Origin of the sequence: Xenorhabdus thuongxuanensis (genome assembly GCF_001908095.1) — a bacterium.
GTDB lineage: Bacteria > Pseudomonadota > Gammaproteobacteria > Enterobacterales > Enterobacteriaceae > Xenorhabdus > Xenorhabdus thuongxuanensis.
Window position 1 is genome coordinate 290,069 of the sequence record NZ_MKGR01000001.1, and the last position, 16,104, is coordinate 306,172.

Sequence of the window (16,104 nt, forward strand, 5' to 3'; positions counted from 1 at the left end):
TTTACGATGATAAGGATAAAAAGGAACGTAGTATGTTCCTTTTTATCTATAGCAAGTACACTTCATCTATCTGTTTTTTAAAAAATAAAACCAATAAACTTATTTTTTAACAAAAACAAAGTTATTTAAAATTCTACCAAAAAGTCATATTTTGACCTTATAATGATAAAAAACTAGTCATATTTTTAATCTTATTTTAATATTAAAAATATCTCAAATATTACGTATGTTGTGCATAATTTATCTTCATTAAATTTTTGAATGCTTTTTTAAGAGGTAATCATGAGGCTGATCCCCCTAACTACGGCAAGTGATGTCGGTCGATGGTCTGCTCACTATATTGCAAGTAAGATTAATGAATTCAATCCAACTGCTGAACGCCCTTTCGTACTTGGGCTTCCCACAGGCAGCACACCACTGACAACCTATAAAGAACTTATTTCCCTATATCAGGCTGGAAAAGTAAGCTTCAAATATGTTGTGACATTTAATATGGATGAATATGTTGGACTACCGGAAGATCATCCCCAAAGCTACCATTCATTTATGTACCACAATTTCTTTAATCATATTTATATCCCAAAAGAGAACATCAATTTGTTAAACGGAAATGCGGAAGATATTGATGTTGAGTGTCAACGTTACGAAAGTAAAATCAAATCCTATGGCAAGATAAATTTATTTATGGGAGGTGTTGGTAATGATGGGCATATTGCCTTTAATGAACCCGCATCTTCTCTTTCTTCACGCACGCGAATTAAAACATTGACCATTGAAACGCGGACTGCCAATTCCCGTTTTTTCAATAATGATGTAGAACAAGTTCCCAAATATGCATTAACCGTTGGTGTGGGTACTTTAATGGATGCTGAAGAAATTATGATTTTGGCAACCGGAATGAATAAAGCGCAAGCTTTGCAAGCCGCAGTAGAAGGGAATATCAACCATATGTGGACAATCAGTTGTCTCCAGATGCATCCAAAATCACTTATTGTTTGTGATGAACCCGCCACCATGGAACTGAAAGTAAAGACAGTGAAGTATTTCCACCAGTTAGAGGCCAATATCGTTAATGAATTCGCCAGCTAAACTGATTCAGGAGTTAAGATATCAATGTACGCATTAACCAATGGCATTATTTATACTGGATATGACAGGCTCGATAACCATGCAGTCATTATTGCAGATGGTTTGATTAAACAAGTCTGTCCGGTCAACGAATTGCCAGAAGAGATTGAAAAACACGATTTACATGGCGCAAATCTCGCACCAGGATTTATTGATCTACAAGTGAATGGTTGTGGTGGAGTCAAATTTAACGAACGATTGGAAGATATTTCAGAAGAAACTCTACATACTATGCAGAAAACCAACCAGCTCTACGGCTGTACCAGTTTCCTGCCTACCCTCATCACCAGCCCCGATGAATTAATGATAAAAGCCATTGAAGTAATGCGCGCCTATCTGCAAAAAAATGCTAATCAGGCATTAGGATTACATCTGGAAGGTCCTTATATCAATCCAATAAAAAAAGGAACTCATAATACAGCTTATATCCGCAAACCCACCTCTGAAATGGTTAATTACCTGTGCCTGAATGCTGATGTTATTACCAAGATCACTCTCGCTCCTGAAATGGTAGAAAGCAAATATATTCAGCAATTAGCCGAAGCTGGCATTACTGTTTCTGCTGGCCATTCTAATGCTACTTATGAAGAAGCTCGTCATGGCTTCCAAAATGGCATTACTTTCTCTACCCATTTATATAATGCTATGCCTCCAATTTCTGGCCGTCAGCCTGGGCTAGTTAGTGCCATTTATGATTCCCCAGAAGTCTATGCCGGCATAATCTGTGATGGAATGCATGTATCATGGCCAAATGTCCGCAATTCCAAGAGATTAAAAAATGAAAAGCTTATCTTGGTAACGGATGCCATCGTTCCTGCCGGGCTTGCTCCCGATGCCATGGACCAATTTACCTTCGCTAATAAAACAATATATTATCGAAATGGCTTATGTGTTGATGAAAATGGAACACTGAGCGGCTCATCAATCACAATGATTGATTGTGTCAAAAATAGTGTGGAACATGTTGGTATTGCTTTGGATGAAACGTTGCGAATGGTGACGCTTTACCCAGCCCGCGCAATCGGTATTGATAAACATCTCGGTACGATTGAATCTGGCAAGGTAGCGAACCTGACCGCATTTACTCACGATTTCAAAATCTGCAAAACCATTGTTAACGGAAATGAAATTAAACAACCGTGAGTATAAAGACTGATGAGTAATGAGAACGCACAGAAGCAAATTGGTAATATTGATCTCGTCAAACAGCTAAATAGTGCTGTAGTCTATCGACTGATTGATCAGCATGGGCCAATATCACGCATCCAAATTGCAGAAGAGAGCCAACTTGCCCCTGCTAGCGTAACCAAAATTACTCGTCAGTTACTGGAGCGTGGCCTGATAAAAGAAGTCGAACATCAGGCTTCCACCGGCGGAAGGCGCGCAATCTCTATTATTACCGAAACACGCCATTTCCACACTATTGGAATCCGGCTTGGGCGCCATGATGTAACCGTGGCGCTGTTCGATATGAGTGGCAAGACGTTAGTGGAAACACACTATCCTGTGCGGGAAAATAGTCAGCAGGAAGTCGAGAATCGAATTATTTACGCCATTGAAAGTTTCATCGACAAAAACCAGCGCCGGATCCGTGAATTGATTGCAATTTCAGTTATTCTTCCCGGACTGGTTGATCCTGATCAAGGTATTATCCGCTATATGCCACACATTAAGGTAGATAACTGGCCTCTGGTTAAGATCCTCAAAGAACATTTCAATACTTTCTGTTTTATTGGTCATGATATTCGCAGCCTTGCATTAGCAGAAAATTATTTCGGGGCAACACGCGATTGTGAAGATTCCATTCTGGTGCGCATCCATCGTGGCACAGGGGCTGGTGTCATTGTTGACAACAATATCTTACTCAACAAACGCGGCAACCTAGGTGAAATAGGCCATATCCAAATCGATCCTTTGGGTGAACGTTGCCATTGCGGTAATTTTGGTTGTCTGGAAACCATCGCTTCCAATTCAGCAATAGAAGCTAAGGTACAGCAACAATTACGCCAAGGGTTTCCAAGTCAGCTAGCCTTGGATAATTGTAATATCCATGCAATTTGCCTTGCAGCCAATACGGGTGATCTGCTTGCAACAGAAGTCATCAAACAAGTAGGACTCTATCTTGGCAAGGCTATCTCAATCGCGATTAATCTATTTAACCCTCAGAAGGTGGTGATTGCCGGAGAAATCACTGAAGCAGAACAGGTATTGCTGCCGACTATCAAAAGCAGCATCAATACCCAAGTATTAAAAGCATTCCGCGAAGACCTCCCTGTAGTGGTTTCTGAGCTAAATCACTGTTCAGCAATTGGGGCATTCGCATTAACGAAACGCGCAATGCTTAATGGCGTACTGTTACAACATCTTCTTGGAGGATAATTTCAACCGTTTTAGCTGACTTTGTCGACAAAATGTTTACAAGACAAACAAACAAACGATTTTGCGCATATTTCTTTAAAAAAGCAGTTGACGCATCTGTCTGATATACGCATAATTCGCCCCGCACCGCCGATGAAGGCAAAGCGAAAAAAGATGGCTACGTAGCTCAGCTGGTTAGAGCACAGCACTCATAATGCTGGGGTCACAGGTTCGATTCCCGTCGTAGCCACCATCTTTGCGGGAGTGGCGAAATTGGTAGACGCACCAGATTTAGGTTCTGGCGCCGCAAGGTGTGCGAGTTCAAGTCTCGCCTCCCGCACCATTTTCTTCATCGAGTTACTTGGAATATGTTTTAGTAACGATTTTAAGTTTTAGTGTGTTGTTTCAGATGGGGTATCGCCAAGCGGTAAGGCACCAGGTTTTGATCCTGGCATGCCCTGGTTCGAATCCAGGTACCCCAGCCATTTAACTGAAACGACAAGTTAAAACGATATAAAGTTAACTAAGCAATCTGGGAATAACAAAGGCTGCACTGATAACACTCAGATGGGGTATCGCCAAGCGGTAAGGCACCAGGTTTTGATCCTGGCATACCCTGGTTCGAATCCAGGTACCCCAGCCATCTCACTGAGATTTATCACAAACATTACGCTTATCGTAAATGGCTACGTAGCTCAGCTGGTTAGAGCACAGCACTCATAATGCTGGGGTCACAGGTTCGATTCCCGTCGTAGCCACCATTTTAAAATTCAGTTGGGGTATCGCCAAGCGGTAAGGCACCGGATTCTGATTCCGGCATTCCCAGGTTCGAATCCTGGTACCCCAGCCAGTATTCTCAATAAGTTACATTATGTGACAAGTTGAAAAAGAATATACAGGTAGAATATTCTTTGATGTGCAAGCCGCCTTTAAGGTGGTTTTTTTGTTTCTGAACCACAAAAAACACCTCATTTATCCCTCAATAGATAATAAAATCTAATCATTTTCAACTGAAAACTTTTGCCCATTACGCCACAAATCACCCTCCCCCTGCCTCATATTCCACACCGAATCTTCCGGTATCTGGAAACGAACGGAAATAAATCGACCAACAGGGATATCAATCGGGTCACCATCAGCATACCGTCTGGATGGCAGTATTGTTAAGCCCATGTTCCCTATTCTCAGACCATAGTTACTATCTGACTAATGGTTAACATGGCATTTATTGGATCCATTTAATGCGACAAAAGATTGCATAATTCAACAAAATGATGCATGTTATAAATACGCTTCCGCAAGCGTATGTGTCTGACCGCATGTAATACAACCGTCGAGGGTCAAAAAATGGCTATTAGTATCCGTTTAGATGATGACTTCGTGAATGATGTCAAGATTCACGCAGAAGCATCAAGCAGGAGTGTGCCAAAGCAAATAGAACACTGGGCAAAAATAGGCTGCATCGCCGAAGATAACCCTGATTTGCCATACTCTTTTATCCTTGATGTCTTACTGGCGAAAAGCGAAGTCAACAATGGTAAGGTGCCGCGTTATGTCAGAAGGACAAAAAAATCCCAAGATTGATGTTTATGAAACAAGACGTTTCTCCAAGGCATTATCTAAGTTACCTGAAAATCTTCTTGCTATTGTGGAAGATGAAATAGAAAAAATTATCGACAACCCTGAAATTGGCGATCAAAAGAAAGGTAATTTGAGTTTTCTTCGTGTTCACAAATTTCAATTGAGTAACCAGCTAACATTGCTGGGTTATCACTGGGTTGAAGAGAAAATAGAACTTTATCTGTTAAATTTGAGTTCTCATGAAAATTTCTATCAGGAACAAAAGCGACACAGGAATGACGATTTAAAATTTATTAAATAAATTCCAAGGCTGCGCATGGCGTGGCCTTTTTGTTTTCTGGAGGTTATAGAGCAAGGGATTTACATCAAGCAAGAGGGAAGACTGGAGATACCCGCTGATATTCTTATAAAACCGACTAAACTAGCCCCATAAGGGGCTAATAGGAGGTAATATTCATCCCAGCCCCAATGCGTATTTCAGCGCCAGATTTTTCATGACGCCTGAACACTGCGCTGCCATTAATGCCAGATTTCGTACCGTTTTTAACCCTGGCAAATCATGACTGAATGCGGTATGGAAAAAATCCATTCCCGCCTGCATCACCAAATTATCCGGCATTCTGCGACGCTGATAACGCATCAAGACTGCCAAAGAATCCCATTCTTCCAACAATTCTTTAGCATTAGTCAGCACCTTGAGTAATACATCAACATCTCGATAGCCTAAATTCACTCCCTGCCCTGCCAACGGGTTGATGGTATGAGCTGCATCTCCCAGCAAAACCAACCCTTCTTGCACGTAATGGCTGGCATGATGACGAGTCAGTGGAAATGAACCCGCAGCAATCGGGGTGACTTTCCCCAGGCGAGAGGGAAATGCCTGAAAAATTTCTCGCTCAAGTTGTGCCATCGTCATTGACTGCAATTGACGAATACGAGCAGGAGAATCGTACCAAACTAACGAAGCCCATTGATCAAACAACGGCAAGAAGGCCCTGGGACCAGAAGGAAAAAATTGTTGCCATGTTGTATCTTGTTGGGGTTGGTCAGTCTTGACGGTTATCAACATACATGACTGCCGATATTGCCACCCGTTACTGCCAATACCCGCCAATTGACGGACTTGAGAACGGGCACCATCTGCACCAATAATCAGACGTGTGTTAATTTCCGTACCATCTGCCAATGTCACCAGCCACGTTTTATTCTCATGCTGACGCTGCATAGATTGCAAAACAGCAGGACAAATCAATGTCAGGTTTGGATAACGTTCAAATTCCTGCCACAATGCCAGTTGCAAGACACGATTCTCAACCATATACCCTAACTCTGGCAGCCCCAAACTTTCAGCGTCGAAAATGACGTTCGAATCATTTTGCTCCCATGTTTCCAACTTTCGATAAGGGGCACTGCGCATTCGCAGTATGTTTTCCCATGCTCCCAATTGTTTCAATAAATCCACTGAAGCACAGCTGATCGCAGATATACGAACATCAGGTTCACTATTTGCATCATAAGATGCAGGAGGCTGGTGCTCCAATAATGCAACACGCCAACCTTCCTGCGCCAATCCCAATGCTGTCGCAGCGCCAATCATACCTGCGCCGACGACAACGATATCGAATTTTTGTTGTGGATTATTCATATTCATCACGTCATTAACTTATTGATTAAAATAGTCTACCGGAATTTTCCCTTTCCGGCTGTGAATATCCGCTGTTACAGTCTGGTCACTGGTGCCTCAAATGACTACAATAACCAACAATATTATGCTAAATACACTACGTGCAATATATTGCACTTTTCAGTGTTGAAGCATCATTCCACTGGAAACACCGGATACAACACAAAATGTCGACGATAAAAAAACTGTATATCAAAACCTGGGGCTGTCAGATGAACGAATACGATTCATCCAAGATGGCCGATTTGCTGGAAACCACTCACGGTTATCAGTTAACCGATGTCGCCGAAGAAGCAGATATCTTACTCCTGAATACTTGTTCAATCCGTGAAAAGGCGCAGGAAAAAGTCTTTCACCAACTTGGCCGCTGGAAAGGCCTGAAAGATAAAAACCCTGAAATCATTATCGGTGTGGGTGGTTGTGTGGCTTCCCAGGAGGGGGATTACATTCGCCAGCGCTCACCTAGCGTCGATATTATTTTCGGACCACAAACCCTGCACCGCCTGCCCGAAATGATTAATCATGTAAAAGGCACCCGCAGCCCGATTGTTGACATCAGTTTCCCTGAAATTGAAAAATTTGACCGTCTGCCAGAGCCTCGTGCAGAAGGCCCAACAGCATTCGTTTCCATTATGGAAGGTTGCAATAAGTACTGCACGTTCTGCGTTGTGCCTTACACCCGCGGAGAAGAAGTCAGCCGTCCTTGTGATGATATTTTATTCGAGATTGCACAACTTGCTGCTCAGGGTGTACGTGAAGTTAACCTGCTCGGTCAAAACGTTAATGCCTATCGCGGAGCTACGTTTGATGGCGGTATCTGTACATTTGCAGAACTATTGCGTCTGGTTGCGGCTATTGATGGTATCGACCGTATTCGCTTCACCACCAGCCACCCAATTGAGTTTACTGACGACATTATTGCCGTCTACGAAGATACTCCTGAGTTAGTGAGCTTCCTGCATCTGCCAGTCCAGAGTGGTTCTGATCGTATCCTTACCCTGATGAAGCGCGCCCATACGGCATTGGAATATAAAGGCATTATTCGCCGTTTGCGTAAGGCACGCCCTGACATTCTGATCAGTTCTGACTTCATCATTGGTTTCCCAGGTGAAACACAGGATGATTTTGAAAAAACCATGAAACTGATTGCCGATGTTAACTTCGATATGAGTTTCAGCTTCATCTATTCAGCGCGTCCAGGAACACCCGCCGCCGATTTGCCAGATGACGTAAGTGAAGAAGAGAAGAAGCAGCGCTTGTACCTGCTCCAGCAGCGCATTAACCAACAAGCTATGAGCTACAGCCGCGCAATGCTTGGCAGCACACAGCGCATTCTGGTTGAAGGCCCATCACGCAAAAATATCATGGAACTCTCTGGCCGCACCGAAAATAATCGCGTAGTTAACTTTGAGGGAACGCCTGACATGATTGGTAAATTCGTTGATGTCGAAATTGTTGACGTATACGCCAACTCCCTGCGTGGTAAAGTCATCCGTACTGAAGATGAGATGGATCTGCGCATCCATGAGTCACCTGAATCAGTCATTGCCCGTACTCGCAAGGAAGATGAACTCGGCGTTGGCTTTTATCAGCCTTAACAGGCCCTAACATAGAGATAATCAGTGACACAAATAAACCCACAAGTAGCAACCCAAGAAATCTTTCTGGAACCCGCAGACAATCAACGTCTGATGAGCCTGTGTGGACCACTTGATGATAATCTGAAACAACTTGAGCGTCGTTTGGGTATTGAAATCAATCGCCGCGATAACCGTTTCAAACTGGCAGGTAAACCATTGTGTGTTAGCGCGGCCGCGGGGATCCTGCGTCACCTTTATGTCGAAACCGCTCCTATACGCGGCATGATACCGGATCTTGAGCCTGAACAGGTTCATCTCGCGATTACCGAAAGCCGGGTGCTGGAACAAGCAGCAGAAAGCGTTCCTGAATACGGCAAGGCCGTCAATATCAAAACCAAACGGGGTGTTGTAAAGCCCCGCACTCCCAATCAGGCACAATATATTGCTAACATCCTTGATCACGATATCACGTTCGGGGTTGGGCCTGCGGGTACAGGGAAAACGTATTTGGCTGTCGCCGCGGCGGTTGATGCACTGGAACGTCAGGAAGTCCGCCGTATCCTGCTAACCCGTCCTGCGGTTGAAGCCGGCGAAAAACTGGGCTTCCTGCCTGGTGATCTCAGCCAGAAAGTCGACCCTTATCTGCGTCCGCTTTACGATGCTTTGTTTGAGATGATGGGATTTGAGAAAGTTGAGAAGCTTATCGAAAGAAATGTCATTGAAGTGGCGCCATTGGCTTATATGCGTGGACGTACTCTTAATGATGCCTTTATTATTCTCGACGAAAGCCAGAATACGACCATTGAACAGATGAAAATGTTCCTGACCCGTATTGGTTTTAATTCTAAGGCAGTCATTACCGGTGACGTCACCCAGATTGATCTGCCAAGAGGCCAAAAATCAGGCCTGAGTCACGCAATAGAAGTTTTATCTAATGTTGATGAACTGAGTTTTAACTTCTTACATAGTGAAGATGTTGTTCGCCATCCGGTGGTGGCAAAAGTTGTTATCGCTTATGAAGCATGGGAAGCGATGGAACAGGAACGTAAAAAAGCGCTCAATGAGAAACGCAAACAGGAAGCACAATGAGTTCAGTCATATTAGATTTGCAAATTGCATGTGAAAACCCTGAAGGGCTTCCCAAGGAAGCGCTTTTCCAGCACTGGCTGGAAGGTGTTTTGCCTCAATTTCAGGCCGAAAGTGAAGTGACTATTCGCTTGGTCGATGAGGCAGAAAGCCACGATTTAAACCTGACTTATCGTGGGAAAGATAAACCAACTAATGTGTTATCTTTCCCATTTGAAGCGCCACCTGAAGTTGAATTACCCTTACTCGGTGATTTAATTATCTGTCGGCAAGTTGTTGAAAAAGAAGCAGATGAGCAACAAAAAACAGTCGAAGAACACTGGGCACATATGGTGATTCACGGCTGCCTTCATCTTCTGGGATATGATCATATTGAAGACGATGAAGCGGAAGAAATGGAAGCTTTGGAAACAGAGATCCTAAAAAAAATGGGTTATGCTGATCCCTATCTCGCGGAAAAAGAATAACCATTGTCAACATTTTTATGTTAAACATAATAGTCTACGATTTTATATGGGGAATTTTCATTAAAACGCCATGAGCGACGACCATCCTTCAAGTAACGATAACCCTGGCCCTAAGAAAGGCTTTTTTGCACTTCTTAATCAGCTTTTTCACGGTGAACCGAAAAACCGTGATGATTTGGTTGAACTGATCCGTGATTCTGAGCAGAACGACCTAATCGATCCCGATACCCGCGAGATGCTCGAAGGTGTCATGGATATTGCTGATCAACGCGTGCGTGACATTATGATCCCACGCTCACAGATCGTTACCTTAAAACGCAACCAATTTCTGGACGAATGTCTGGATGTTATTATTGACTCAGCCCACTCACGCTTTCCCGTGATCAGCGAAGACAAAGATCACATTGAAGGCATATTAATGGCGAAAGATCTGCTACCCTTCATGCGTACAAATGCAGAACCTTTCAGCATTGATAAAGTACTTCGTCAGGCTGTTGTCGTGCCGGAAAGTAAACGTGTTGACCGCCTGCTGAAAGAATTCCGTTCCCAACGCTACCATATGGCGATTGTGATCGATGAATTTGGCGGCGTTTCGGGGCTGGTCACAATTGAGGATATTCTGGAACTGATTGTAGGTGAAATAGAGGACGAATACGATGATGATGAAGATAACGATATTCGTGCTTTAAGTCGCCACTCCTATTCAGTGCGAGCATTGACTCAAATTGAGGATTTTAATGACGTTTTTGGCACCAATTTCAGCGATGAAGAGGTTGATACTATTGGTGGGCTAGTCATGCAGGCATTTGGGCATCTGCCTTCACGTGGGGAATCCATCACCATTGATGGCTACCTTTTCAAAGTGGCAATGTCTGATAGCCGTAAAATCATTCAGGTTCATGTAAAAATACCGGATGATGCTGGCGTTCCTAGCCTTGATAAACAATAAATAGGATCTGGATGAACAAAGCCTCATTAATGAGCTGCCAGCGGCTACGTGCTGCGCTGGCACTTTTCTTCGGAGCCAGTGGAACGCTGGCTTTTTCACCTTTTGATTTCTGGCCTGCTGCACTTGTTTCCCTTTTCGGCCTGCAAATCCTTTCCTTGGACAGAACAACCCGTCAAGCTTGCTTTATTGGTTTATGCTGGGGCCTTGGTTTATTTGGTAGTGGCGCAAACTGGGTTTATGTCAGTATCGCCGACTTTGGTGGTATGCCAACCGCTATCAATATCTTTTTGGTGATCCTGCTATCTGCCTATCTTGCCCTTTATCCCGCTCTGTTTACTGGTTTATTGAACCGCTTTTTTCCAGCTTCTAATAGCATCAGGCTGGTTATAGCCAGCCCAGCGCTATGGCAGTTGACAGAATTCTTGCGTGGCTGGGTGTTATCTGGGTTTCCGTGGTTACAATTTGGTTACAGCCAAATTGATGGCCCGATGAAAGCCATTGCGCCTATTCTGGGTGTAGAAGGTATTACCTTCTTGCTGATGATGATCAGCGGATTGCTGGTTTTTGCTGTCATCCAGAAAAAAATTTCCGCGGCTATTTTCGCCATTATCCTGCTACTGTTACCGTGGCCAATGAGGCCCTACCAGTGGTATACCCTACAGCCAGAAAAAGCCACAGATATTGCTTTGGTTCAAGGTAATATTCCTCAAGCCATTAAGTGGGAGTCCTCCGTTCTTGGAAAAACGTTGGATATTTATTTGGATAACAGCCGTCCTTTCATTGGTAAAGTACCAATTATCATTTGGCCAGAGTCAGCCATCCCCGATTACGAATATAACCAAAGTGATTTTCTGACTAAATTGGATAGCGTGTTGAGAAAACATAATACCAGCTTGATCACTGGCATTGTGGACGCACGATCGACGTTGGAAGGTTATAAATTCTATAACAGCATTATCGTATTAGGGGATAAGATGCCTTACCAATACCCAGCACTAACCCGTTACGATAAGCATCACCTTGTACCATTTGGTGAGTTTGTGCCATTGGCATCAATACTGCGGCCACTAGCACCTTTATTCAATTTGCCAATGTCTTCTTTTAGCCAAGGTAATTACATCCAACCCCAACTTTCTGTTGCCGGACACAATATTACTGCTGCTATCTGCTATGAAATTATTTTAGGTGAACAGGTACGCGATAATTTCAAACCTGACACAGAGTTTCTCCTAACCGTTTCTAATGATGCCTGGTTTGGACGTTCCATTGGCCCTTGGCAACATTTCCAAATGGCACGGATGCGCGCTCTTGAACTAGGCCGTCCTCTGCTAAGAGGAACGAATAATGGTGTTACAGCAGTAATCAATCCGGACGGCTCCATTCAGGCTGAACTTCCACAATTTACCCGGCAGGTATTGGAAGCCAAAGTAACGCCAGCCACAGGAATAACACCTTATTTTCGCTTCGGGAATTTACCAATATGGGGTGCGAGCGTCCTGTTTCTCATCTTTGCTTTTATAAATAAACGTCGCAAAACTTAATTTTCTATTTTCTTTTAATTAAATGTTAATAGTGGTCAGGGCATATTACTTATGCCCTGATTTCATTTAAAAATAGATTTAATCACCTAAATAACAAAGATTTATTACATATTACACTATAAAAAACCCACCAAAACAGAATATTATTTCAAATAGCGCAAAGTGTGAACAACATTCAATATTATTCGCTTTTTAACCATACATAAATGAAATTGTTTATTTATAGTGCGATGTGGGTCGCGAAATAGAAACATTATAGTTTCAAAAAAGTAACATTTTGAATTATTTTTTTACAGCACACAAACAAAACAACCAAAAAAATCGTTTCAACAGTCTTATTTATGTAGAAACATGCAGAAATACAATTATCTGTAAGAAAACCCAATTTTACAAAAAATAGCCAGATAAAGGAGCTGTATATGCGTAAGTTGATGTTAACCATGATGTTGCTTAGCGCAGTTGGGGCTGCCCATGCTGAGGAATTGACAGGAACACTGAAAAAAATCAAGGATAATGGCATTATCGTTGTTGGACACCGAGAATCTTCTGTTCCATTCTCTTACTACGATAATCGACAAAACGTCGTTGGTTATTCCCAAGATTATTCCAACCTAATCGTTGATGCCGTCAAGAAAACGCTGGATATGCCTAATTTGCAAGTTAAGCTGATCCCAATTACCTCCCAGAACCGCATTCCCTTGCTACAAAACGGTACTTTCGATTTTGAGTGTGGCTCTACCACCAACAACGTTGAACGACAGAAACAAGCGGCATTCTCCAATACTATCTTTTCCGTCGGTACTCGTCTGCTGACCAAAAAAGATTCAGGCATCAAAGAATTTGATGATTTGGCAGGAAAAAATGTCGTTGTAACTTCCGGCACAACTTCTGAAATCTTGTTGAATAAGCTCAATGATGAGAAGCAAATGAAAATGCGTATCATCAGTGCCAAAGATCATGGTGATTCATTCCGTACCCTGGAATCAGGCCGTGCCGTCGCCTTTATGATGGACGATGCCTTGCTCGCCGGTGAACGCGCGAAAGCCAAAAAACCCGATCAATGGATCATTGTTGGCAAACCACAATCAGAAGAAGCATACGGCTGTATGCTGCGCAAAGATGATCTTCAATTCAAGAAATTGATTGATAACGTTATTGCAAAAACACAAACCTCCGGTGAAGCAGAAAAAATGTTTGATCGCTGGTTTAAAGAACCCATTCCACCTAAGAACCTGAATTTAAACTTCTCTATGTCAGATGAAATGAGAGCTTTGTTTAAATCACCAAACGATAACGCATTGAATTAATTAACTATAGTCCCTATGTGATTGGCAAGACGGGTATGAGGTAGTCGTTCCCTACCTCATTTTTTTCCAGATTTAAATTCGATGAATGACAGCTAACCCCATATCAGGGAGTTCGATTATGTCCACTAATTGGGATTGGGGCATCTTTTTACAAGCCGCCCCTTTTGGTAATACCACCTATCTGGGGTGGCTTATTTCTGGTTTTCAGGTAACGGTGGCACTTTCCGCCTGTGCTTGGATCATTGCATTCGTTGTCGGTTCATTGTTCGGTATTCTCCGTACAGTTCCGAATAAATTCCTTTCCGGGCTTGGAACCTGTTATGTGGAGTTATTTCGTAACGTTCCTCTCATTGTCCAATTTTTTACCTGGTATTTGGTAGTTCCTGAGTTTTTGCCCAAAAGCCTAAGCGATTGGTTCAAAATGGAGCTGGACCCCAATATTCAATTTTTTATCTCCTCAGTCATTTGTTTAGGATTATTCACTGCCGCCCGTGTATGCGAGCAAGTTCGCGCGGCAATCCAGTCACTCCCAAGAGGGCAAAAAGCCGCCGGTCTGGCGATGGGCTTAACCTTGCCACAAACCTACCGTTACGTTCTGCTGCCAAACGCCTATCGAGTAATCATTCCCCCAATGACCTCGGAAATGCTCAATTTGGTGAAAAACTCAGCCATTGCCTCCACAATCGGTTTGGTCGATATGGCAGCCCAGGCTGGTAAATTACTGGATTATTCCGCACACGCCTATGAATCATTCACAGCGATCACATTGGCTTATGTGGGTATCAACCTGGTGATTATGCTTGCCATGAGCATACTGGAGAAAAAAGTACGTTTACCCGGCAATATGGGAGGGCGATAAAAAATGTATCAGTTTGACTGGAGTTCGATTGTACCAAGTTTGCCCTTTCTTCTGGATGGATTGTTGATAACGGCAAAAATTACCGTGATAGCCGTTATCATAGGCATTATCTGGGGAACCATTCTGGCGATGATGCGCCTCTCATCTATCAAGGCATTGAGCTGGTTTGCAGCCCTATATGTTAACCTTTTCCGCTCGGTTCCACTGGTGATGGTATTACTGTGGTTTTATCTAATTGTGCCTAACTTATTACAAAATATTCTAGGTATATCACCAAAAACCGATATCCGTTTAATTTCTGCAATGGTAGCTTTCTCGCTCTTTGAAGCAGCTTACTACTCCGAAATAATTCGGGCAGGTATTCAGAGCATTTCCCGCGGACAATCTTCCGCTGCACTGGCACTAGGTATGACTCAACTACAAAGCATGCGGCTGGTTATACTGCCACAAGCATTTCGGGCAATGATCCCATTGCTGCTAACACAAGGCATTGTATTATTCCAGGATACTTCTCTGGTATATGTATTGAGTCTGGCGGATTTTTTCCGTACAGCAACGAATATTGGTGAGCGCGATGGAACCCAGATTGAAATGGTTCTGTTTGCCGGCTTTGTTTATTTTGTGATTAGTTTTTCCGCTTCTATGCTGGTTAACTATTTGAAGAAAAGGACTGTTTGATGATTTCCCTGAAAAATGTATCCAAATGGTATGGCCAATTTCAGGTTCTTACTGACTGCTCAACTGAAGTCAAAAAAGGCGAAGTAGTCGTGGTCTGTGGGCCTTCTGGTTCCGGCAAATCCACACTAATAAAAACGGTCAATGGCCTTGAACCTGTCCAGCAAGGTGAAATTCGAGTAAACGATACAAAAGTCAATGACAAAAACACCAATCTGGCACAATTACGCTCCAAGGTGGGAATGGTATTTCAGCATTTTGAACTTTTTCCTCACCTATCGATCATTGAAAACCTGACACTGGCTCAGGTTAAAGTGTTAAAACGCGACAAGAAAGAAGCAACTGAAAAAGGCTTAAAACTGCTGGAGCGAGTTGGATTAGCCAGCCATGCGGATAAATTTCCTGCACAACTTTCTGGTGGTCAGCAACAACGTGTTGCCATTGCCCGAGCACTCTGCATGGACCCGATTGCCATGCTGTTTGATGAGCCCACTTCCGCCCTTGATCCTGAAATGATTAATGAAGTCCTGGATGTCATGGTGGAATTGGCGAACGAAGGCATGACCATGATGGTGGTAACCCATGAGATGGGATTTGCCAAGAAAGTGGCACATCGCGTTATTTTTATGGATGAAGGCAAAATTGTCGAAGACAGTAAGAAAGAAGATTTCTTTGCCAACCCGAAATCAGAACGTGCCCGCGATTTTCTGGCGAAAATTCTGCACTGATTTTTCCTCATCGGCGGAAGGCAAAACTGCCGCCGATTTTAAATTTTCCCTAAAAATAAGTAATTTTCCGCATTCCTCCTTTAACAAGAGTTGTTGCTCCTATCCCTTATCAGCTATGCTATGGAATCTTTGATTTCATAAACAAACCAAACGCGCTAAAG

The 16,104-nt window shown here is 43.1% G+C and carries 16 protein-coding genes and 6 tRNA genes; 20 read left to right on the forward strand and 2 right to left on the reverse strand.

Annotation, left to right across the window (positions count from 1 at the left end; all coding sequences use genetic code 11):
- The first annotated feature begins 282 nt into the window (after nucleotides 1–282).
- From nagB to Xentx_RS01285, 9 genes are all read left to right on the forward strand, one after another.
- Nucleotides 283–1,089 (forward strand): glucosamine-6-phosphate deaminase, encoded by an 807-nt coding sequence (gene nagB / locus Xentx_RS01245; protein ID WP_074018448.1) that lies wholly within the window; start codon nucleotides 283–285, stop codon nucleotides 1,087–1,089.
- Nucleotides 1,090–1,113: 24 nt separating this feature from the next.
- Nucleotides 1,114–2,271 carry an N-acetylglucosamine-6-phosphate deacetylase gene (gene nagA / locus Xentx_RS01250; RefSeq protein WP_074018449.1) on the forward strand — a complete coding sequence of 386 codons (1,158 nt, stop codon included), beginning with the start codon at nucleotides 1,114–1,116 and terminating at the stop codon, nucleotides 2,269–2,271.
- 12 nt (nucleotides 2,272–2,283) lie between these two features.
- Nucleotides 2,284–3,507: a DNA-binding transcriptional regulator NagC gene (nagC, locus tag Xentx_RS01255; protein ID WP_074018450.1), complete on the forward strand. Its 1,224-nt coding sequence runs from the start codon at nucleotides 2,284–2,286 to the stop codon at nucleotides 3,505–3,507.
- Between the two features lie 155 nt (nucleotides 3,508–3,662).
- Nucleotides 3,663–3,739, forward strand: a tRNA-Met gene (locus Xentx_RS01260).
- A gap of 5 nt (nucleotides 3,740–3,744) precedes the next feature.
- Nucleotides 3,745–3,829, forward strand: a tRNA-Leu gene (locus Xentx_RS01265).
- Between the two features lie 67 nt (nucleotides 3,830–3,896).
- Nucleotides 3,897–3,971, forward strand: a tRNA-Gln gene (locus Xentx_RS01270).
- A gap of 83 nt (nucleotides 3,972–4,054) precedes the next feature.
- Nucleotides 4,055–4,129: transfer RNA gene (locus Xentx_RS01275), tRNA-Gln, on the forward strand.
- Nucleotides 4,130–4,170: 41 nt separating this feature from the next.
- Nucleotides 4,171–4,247, forward strand: a tRNA-Met gene (locus Xentx_RS01280).
- 14 nt (nucleotides 4,248–4,261) lie between these two features.
- Nucleotides 4,262–4,336: transfer RNA gene (locus Xentx_RS01285), tRNA-Gln, on the forward strand.
- Between the two features lie 146 nt (nucleotides 4,337–4,482).
- Here the strand turns inward: Xentx_RS01285 and Xentx_RS19075 are convergent.
- Complete coding sequence (locus Xentx_RS19075; protein ID WP_167366735.1) at nucleotides 4,483–4,659, reverse strand: hypothetical protein; 177 nt, start codon at nucleotides 4,657–4,659, stop codon at nucleotides 4,483–4,485.
- Between the two features lie 174 nt (nucleotides 4,660–4,833).
- Here Xentx_RS19075 and Xentx_RS01290 point away from each other — a divergent pair, with 174 nt between their 5' ends.
- Both Xentx_RS01290 and Xentx_RS01295 read left to right on the forward strand, forming a co-directional pair.
- The gene (locus Xentx_RS01290; RefSeq protein ID WP_074018451.1) at nucleotides 4,834–5,070 is read left to right on the forward strand and encodes a TA system antitoxin ParD family protein; all 237 of its coding nucleotides are present in this window, start codon (nucleotides 4,834–4,836) and stop codon (nucleotides 5,068–5,070) included.
- A complete protein-coding gene (locus tag Xentx_RS01295) occupies nucleotides 5,039–5,368 on the forward strand; it encodes a type II toxin-antitoxin system RelE/ParE family toxin (protein WP_074018452.1) in 330 nt (109 codons plus the stop codon). The genes Xentx_RS01290 and Xentx_RS01295 overlap by 32 nt, the downstream gene beginning before the upstream one ends.
- Before the next feature lie 153 nt (nucleotides 5,369–5,521).
- Here Xentx_RS01295 and ubiF read toward each other — a convergent pair whose 3' ends face one another.
- Nucleotides 5,522–6,712 (reverse strand): 3-demethoxyubiquinol 3-hydroxylase, encoded by a 1,191-nt coding sequence (ubiF, locus tag Xentx_RS01300; protein ID WP_074018453.1) that lies wholly within the window; start codon nucleotides 6,710–6,712, stop codon nucleotides 5,522–5,524.
- Nucleotides 6,713–6,918: 206 nt separating this feature from the next.
- Between ubiF and miaB the strand changes: the two genes are divergently transcribed.
- The 9 genes from miaB (at nucleotide 6,919) to Xentx_RS01345 (ending at nucleotide 15,943) form a co-directional block, all read left to right on the forward strand.
- On the forward strand, nucleotides 6,919–8,349 hold the full coding sequence (miaB, locus tag Xentx_RS01305; protein WP_074018454.1) for a tRNA (N6-isopentenyl adenosine(37)-C2)-methylthiotransferase MiaB: 1,431 nt from the start codon (nucleotides 6,919–6,921) through the stop codon (nucleotides 8,347–8,349).
- A 93-nt stretch (nucleotides 8,350–8,442) separates the two neighbouring features.
- Nucleotides 8,443–9,420 (forward strand): PhoH family protein, encoded by a 978-nt coding sequence (locus Xentx_RS01310; protein ID WP_415843318.1) that lies wholly within the window; start codon nucleotides 8,443–8,445, stop codon nucleotides 9,418–9,420.
- On the forward strand, nucleotides 9,417–9,884 hold the full coding sequence (ybeY, locus tag Xentx_RS01315) for an rRNA maturation RNase YbeY (RefSeq protein WP_074018456.1): 468 nt from the start codon (nucleotides 9,417–9,419) through the stop codon (nucleotides 9,882–9,884). The genes Xentx_RS01310 and ybeY overlap by 4 nt, the downstream gene beginning before the upstream one ends.
- Before the next feature lie 70 nt (nucleotides 9,885–9,954).
- Nucleotides 9,955–10,833, forward strand: a complete 879-nt coding sequence (gene corC, locus Xentx_RS01320) for a CNNM family magnesium/cobalt transport protein CorC (protein ID WP_074018457.1) — start codon at nucleotides 9,955–9,957, stop codon at nucleotides 10,831–10,833.
- A gap of 11 nt (nucleotides 10,834–10,844) precedes the next feature.
- Complete coding sequence (gene lnt, locus Xentx_RS01325) at nucleotides 10,845–12,374, forward strand: apolipoprotein N-acyltransferase (protein WP_074018458.1); 1,530 nt, start codon at nucleotides 10,845–10,847, stop codon at nucleotides 12,372–12,374.
- A gap of 419 nt (nucleotides 12,375–12,793) precedes the next feature.
- Nucleotides 12,794–13,681: an amino acid ABC transporter substrate-binding protein gene (locus tag Xentx_RS01330; RefSeq protein ID WP_139292407.1), complete on the forward strand. Its 888-nt coding sequence runs from the start codon at nucleotides 12,794–12,796 to the stop codon at nucleotides 13,679–13,681.
- Nucleotides 13,682–13,799: 118 nt separating this feature from the next.
- Nucleotides 13,800–14,540: an amino acid ABC transporter permease gene (locus Xentx_RS01335; protein WP_074018460.1), complete on the forward strand. Its 741-nt coding sequence runs from the start codon at nucleotides 13,800–13,802 to the stop codon at nucleotides 14,538–14,540.
- Between the two features lie 3 nt (nucleotides 14,541–14,543).
- Nucleotides 14,544–15,218, forward strand: a complete 675-nt coding sequence (gltK, locus tag Xentx_RS01340; RefSeq protein WP_074018461.1) for a glutamate/aspartate ABC transporter permease GltK — start codon at nucleotides 14,544–14,546, stop codon at nucleotides 15,216–15,218.
- Entirely contained in the window at nucleotides 15,218–15,943 is a 726-nt protein-coding gene (locus Xentx_RS01345) for an amino acid ABC transporter ATP-binding protein (protein ID WP_074018462.1), read from the forward strand. The genes gltK and Xentx_RS01345 overlap by 1 nt, the downstream gene beginning before the upstream one ends.
- Nucleotides 15,944–16,104: the final 161 nt, after the last annotated feature.